The sequence below is a fragment of the Treponema sp. genome (assembly GCF_045657965.1).
Taxonomy (GTDB): Bacteria; Spirochaetota; Spirochaetia; order Treponematales; family Treponemataceae; genus Treponema_D.
On sequence record NZ_JAZOUG010000264.1, the window covers coordinates 1 to 4,205 of the forward strand.

Annotated in this window: 4 protein-coding genes; 2 read left to right on the forward strand and 2 right to left on the reverse strand. The window is 36.1% G+C overall.

All coding sequences use genetic code 11. The features are described 5' to 3' along the window. Positions 1-33: 33 nt before the first annotated feature. Positions 34-1,746, reverse strand: a complete 1,713-nt coding sequence (locus tag ACKI5B_RS09975) for a phage late control D family protein (RefSeq protein ID WP_407428308.1) — start codon at positions 1,744-1,746, stop codon at positions 34-36. A 105-nt stretch (positions 1,747-1,851) separates the two neighbouring features. Here ACKI5B_RS09975 and ACKI5B_RS09980 point away from each other — a divergent pair, with 105 nt between their 5' ends. Further along, positions 1,852-2,184, forward strand: coding sequence for a helix-turn-helix transcriptional regulator (locus tag ACKI5B_RS09980; RefSeq protein WP_407428310.1), 333 nt, complete (start codon positions 1,852-1,854; stop codon positions 2,182-2,184). Positions 2,185-2,229: 45 nt separating this feature from the next. Here the strand turns inward: ACKI5B_RS09980 and ACKI5B_RS09985 are convergent, their stop codons facing one another. Then, positions 2,230-3,672, reverse strand: coding sequence for an ATP-binding protein (locus tag ACKI5B_RS09985; protein ID WP_407428312.1), 1,443 nt, complete (start codon positions 3,670-3,672; stop codon positions 2,230-2,232). 105 nt (positions 3,673-3,777) lie between these two features. Here ACKI5B_RS09985 and ACKI5B_RS09990 point away from each other — a divergent pair. Then, positions 3,778-4,205: hypothetical protein (locus tag ACKI5B_RS09990; protein WP_407428314.1), on the forward strand; the 428-nt coding region annotated here is incomplete at its 3' end.

A 4,205-nucleotide genomic window follows, 5' to 3' on the forward strand; every position in this document is an offset into this window, starting at 1 on the left:
AAAATATCAACTTCATTAATTTCTGCCATTTTTTTAATCCTTAAATGTAATAAAATATTTACCAATATTTAATTCTTCTTCTATAACAAACCCATTTTCATCTGTTTTTCCTGAAATGCAGGTACCATTGGTTAAATAAATAATATACTTTTTGTTAGCCAAAGGTTTTCCTGATTTATCAATGTATTGGACTTTAATCCATCCCATAACATCCAACTGTCCAGACTCATCACTTTCCACCCCGTCACACTCAACTGTAAATGCATATTCCGGAAGCGTGTAGCCTTTTTCTTCTTTCTCCTGCTGGCTGTTAGAGTCATCATCGTCTTCTGTGTATATGACTTTCCACTTACATTCAATTTTGCCGTTCTGGACTTTTGCCGTAAGAGTTGTTACATCGTCATCATTGCCGTCGTCATCTTTTTCTATGATTTTGATGGTTGCTGACTTTCCGTCGTCGATGTCTGTAACATCGGCACAAAGAATTACTTCGTCACCAACAAGAGCTTTAGTAATACTCTGTCCGTCTTTTTCCCAGCGTGGATTTGAAATCTGCGGATTCTTTTCTTCCTCTGCTGTTTCATCTTCCCGGCTTTCAGAATCATCAGTCTGAGATGCAGCAGCATTATCTTTTGAATTGTTATTTCGACTTTGTGCCATTTCATTATCGATGGCACTTACATGACCTTTACTTAGGCTTGTTTCACAGTAATTTCTGCATAAGTCGCATTCTGTTTCATAACCGGTAAGCATGTTGAAGGTGTGGGTTACAAATTTTATAAGGTATTCACCAGAGAACAGTTCTCCAAGGTATTTAACTGTTAGCCTGTTACCGGGCTTAATTTTGTAATTTCCTTCAGATTTTACCCTAACTGTCTGGAACTTGAATGAACTTTGCATTAAGAAGGCAGCTGCAATTTCTTTTGCATCTGCCTGGTCAACACCACCTTCTATATAATGGTGCTTTTTCGGATCATAGCCTTTTGAATTATCTTCCCAGTTATAGCTTCCGCCAATTCTTAAAGGTACGTCACTCATTTTAGCTGTTGCCTTAAAGTCCTTATCGCTCTGCCAGTCGTGACCAAAACATGTAACTTCAGAAAGCTGTTCTTTAAGGTTTGTTTCTGTTTCAGCAGAAATCAGCGATTTTCCCCATTCGAGGATTACGTCATCGTTTGAAGGAGTAATTTCTGTTTTTACAGTGACTTTATTGTTATAGCAGTAGAAAGATTTTCCATAAGTTTCGGTAAGTCTTTTAAGATAGTTATAATCGGTTACATTAAACTGTTCGATTTCTGGAAATGTCGGACCAAAGTCTTCAACGTCACAATCAAGGTTATATAGCGAAAGGATTTCTTTAATTATGTCAGATGGTGATTTATCAAGGTAGGTTCTGGAATGTAAACCTTTTTTTAACTGGAATAGCTGAGAAGAAATCAACACTTCCATTTTAGGATTTTCGTATTCATTAAATCGTGGTGCAAAATGTATTACTACGCCCTTAAAAACTTCTTCAACATCGTCTTTATATCCAAGGTGAATTGAGACTTCACTCATCAGGCTGAACACTTCATCTTCATCAAAGTTCACGGCAGACATATCAAACAGCATTCTTGCCGTTCCAATACCGTTTATTAAGTCCATAACTGTAATGGATTTCAAGGCTCCTTCGTAATCGGTGTTAAGCCGTTTTCCGTCCACATATGCTATCCAGACCGGTGTTAGAGTTTTATTTTCCTCGGACATTTTTTTAATACCCTTTTTCTCTCTTTTTTAGTATAATTAATTATACAACATAATTGTAAATTTGTTACAAAAATATTAGCATATATTTGTAATATTTTAAATACTATGAATGGCGAAGAATTAAAGAGAAGAATTTCGGCAAATATTAAGAAATATAGAAAAATCAAAAATTATACTCAATCAGATCTGGCAGAAAAAACCGGCATTAGTCCGCAGACAATTGCCAGCATTGAAAGTTACCGTGTCTGGACAAGTGAAGATAATATTTGCAAAATTGCCGAAGTGCTGGGAATTGATATATATAAATTATTTTTACCAACAAAAGACACTCTAATTTATGAAGAAGAATCAGCAGCATTAAAAGAAAAACTTATGCTCCAGATTGAAAAAATTATTGAGCATTCTTATGAGGAATTTTTAAAAGAGAAAGCTAACTAGTAGCTTTATTATTCCGGCATTTTCCTCTAACATAAAAAGGACTCATCAGAAGATGTCTTTCTCAACAATTACAATCTGCTGATTTTTGCTACGTGGTTTTTCAGGAATTGTGTATTTCAGTTTTCCTTCCTCAATAAGCGGAATAATGTAATTCTTCACAAAATATGCCGGATGTTTTTCGTCAAAGCCAAACTGTCTAGCAATCACTTCTTTTGATCTTGGTTTCCGGCAAAAATCTATTATCTCTTCTGTTAATCGATTTTCAGATTTTTTTTCATTATAGAGAGTGACTTTAAATGTTCCTCTCGTATTTTCAAATTTTGGCTCAAGTAAGCCGGCTTTTTTCATTTCTGCGTAGATTGTAGGAATGCCGGAATATCTGTTTTCTGTCGTATTCAAGATTTCCAGTGCAGCTGCAATAAAAGGATTTCTTACATCTGCTTTAGTTTTTCCAAGTTCATCAAGCGTTAGCCGTCCGTATAATCCGCCCGGATTTGAAACCTCAATTCGATTCGGATACATTTCTATTCGAACAGGTTCGTTTTCCGTATGAATGCTGTAATCCCGGTGAATCAGCGCATTCAAAATAATTTCACGAACGGCTTTTACGGGATATTCGTAAACATCATTCCGATGGCCGCTTTCATCAATTACAGTTGAGATTTTCATGTTCTGCTGAACAAAAGCAAGTGCGCTTTCAAGCATCTGCGGGATTGTTCCGTCAAGTCTCTTGTTTACAAGAAAACGTTCTCCGGTTGCGGCTTCTTCTGCATAAGTATTCGATGCACATACAACAGCTACAATATCAAGATTTGGAGAAAGGTACTGAGGATATTTTCCAAACAGCATTATTCCGCAGACTGTAGGATTTCCTTCCTTATCAGAAAGTCCGTTTAATGTAATAAGAGTTTTCTTGTCCATATTTACAAGGTTCGGTTTTACGGAAACTGCTTTTGCAATAAATCCGTCCAGCAGAATCTGGTCAATCAGCGAAGCATCAATTCTTCTGTTTGTTCTAAGCTCGTCTTCAGTCTTGTATTTAAATGCATCATAGCTATAGATTTCGTATTCTGTCATCGGTAAGTCAGCGTCGCCGATTCGAATATAAGAACCTTTGCTCTTTCCTTTTCCGGTGTAATAGCATGGCTTACTGATTGAATCCATTTCAGCAATTTCGGCAGCAGCGACAGTTTTTCCCTCATACTCACAAAAGCTGATTAACGGCCTTACAACAGGCTCCATTTCTTTTGCCTGTTCAACGATCTTCTTCTCAAGTTCATCAGGATTCTGGATGCCGCAGACTTTGTATCCGGCTTTTTCATCAATTCCAAAAATGATGATTCCGCCCTCGGTATTTGAAAAGCTTGAAAAACTGTCATAAAGCTTTTCTGGAGTTCCACCTTTTGCACTTTTAAATTCTATTTTTGAAGTCTCGGTTTTTCTTTCCTTGATTTTCGTAATCAGGTCGATTAATTCAGATTCCTGCATGATTTTTCCTCCAAAAACATCATTTTACGAAAATAATATCACAGATTACGAAAATTTGCAATTTTACGAAAATAAATTACGAAAATATCTATAAAGGAGGTCACTATGACTATTGATTTTATATGTGAGTCTTTCTTAGCTTTTCTAAAAGAAAACGGGTACAGGAAAAGTACTTTAATTTACTACAAAAGAATAACGAATCAATTCAGGCGTTTCTGTAAGGAAAGGAACACTGATGTGTACACGACAGAAATTGGCAAACAGTTTTCAGAAGATGTTTTGGGGCTGAAGACAGGAGAGTTCAATATATCCAAATTTCATTATCGGGGAAGGCTTTTTCGAGTTCTGGATTCATTTTATAAAACCGGTAATTTTGATTTGTCCTTCCCGATAAGGAGGACTCTCGAACCTGAAGACCAGAACTTCAGGGATGATTTTCTGAAGTTTAATGAGTATGTTAAATTAAAATATACAAACGAAAGTACACAACGCAAGTGTTTATACAGCGCTTATTATTTGTTCAAATACCTGAG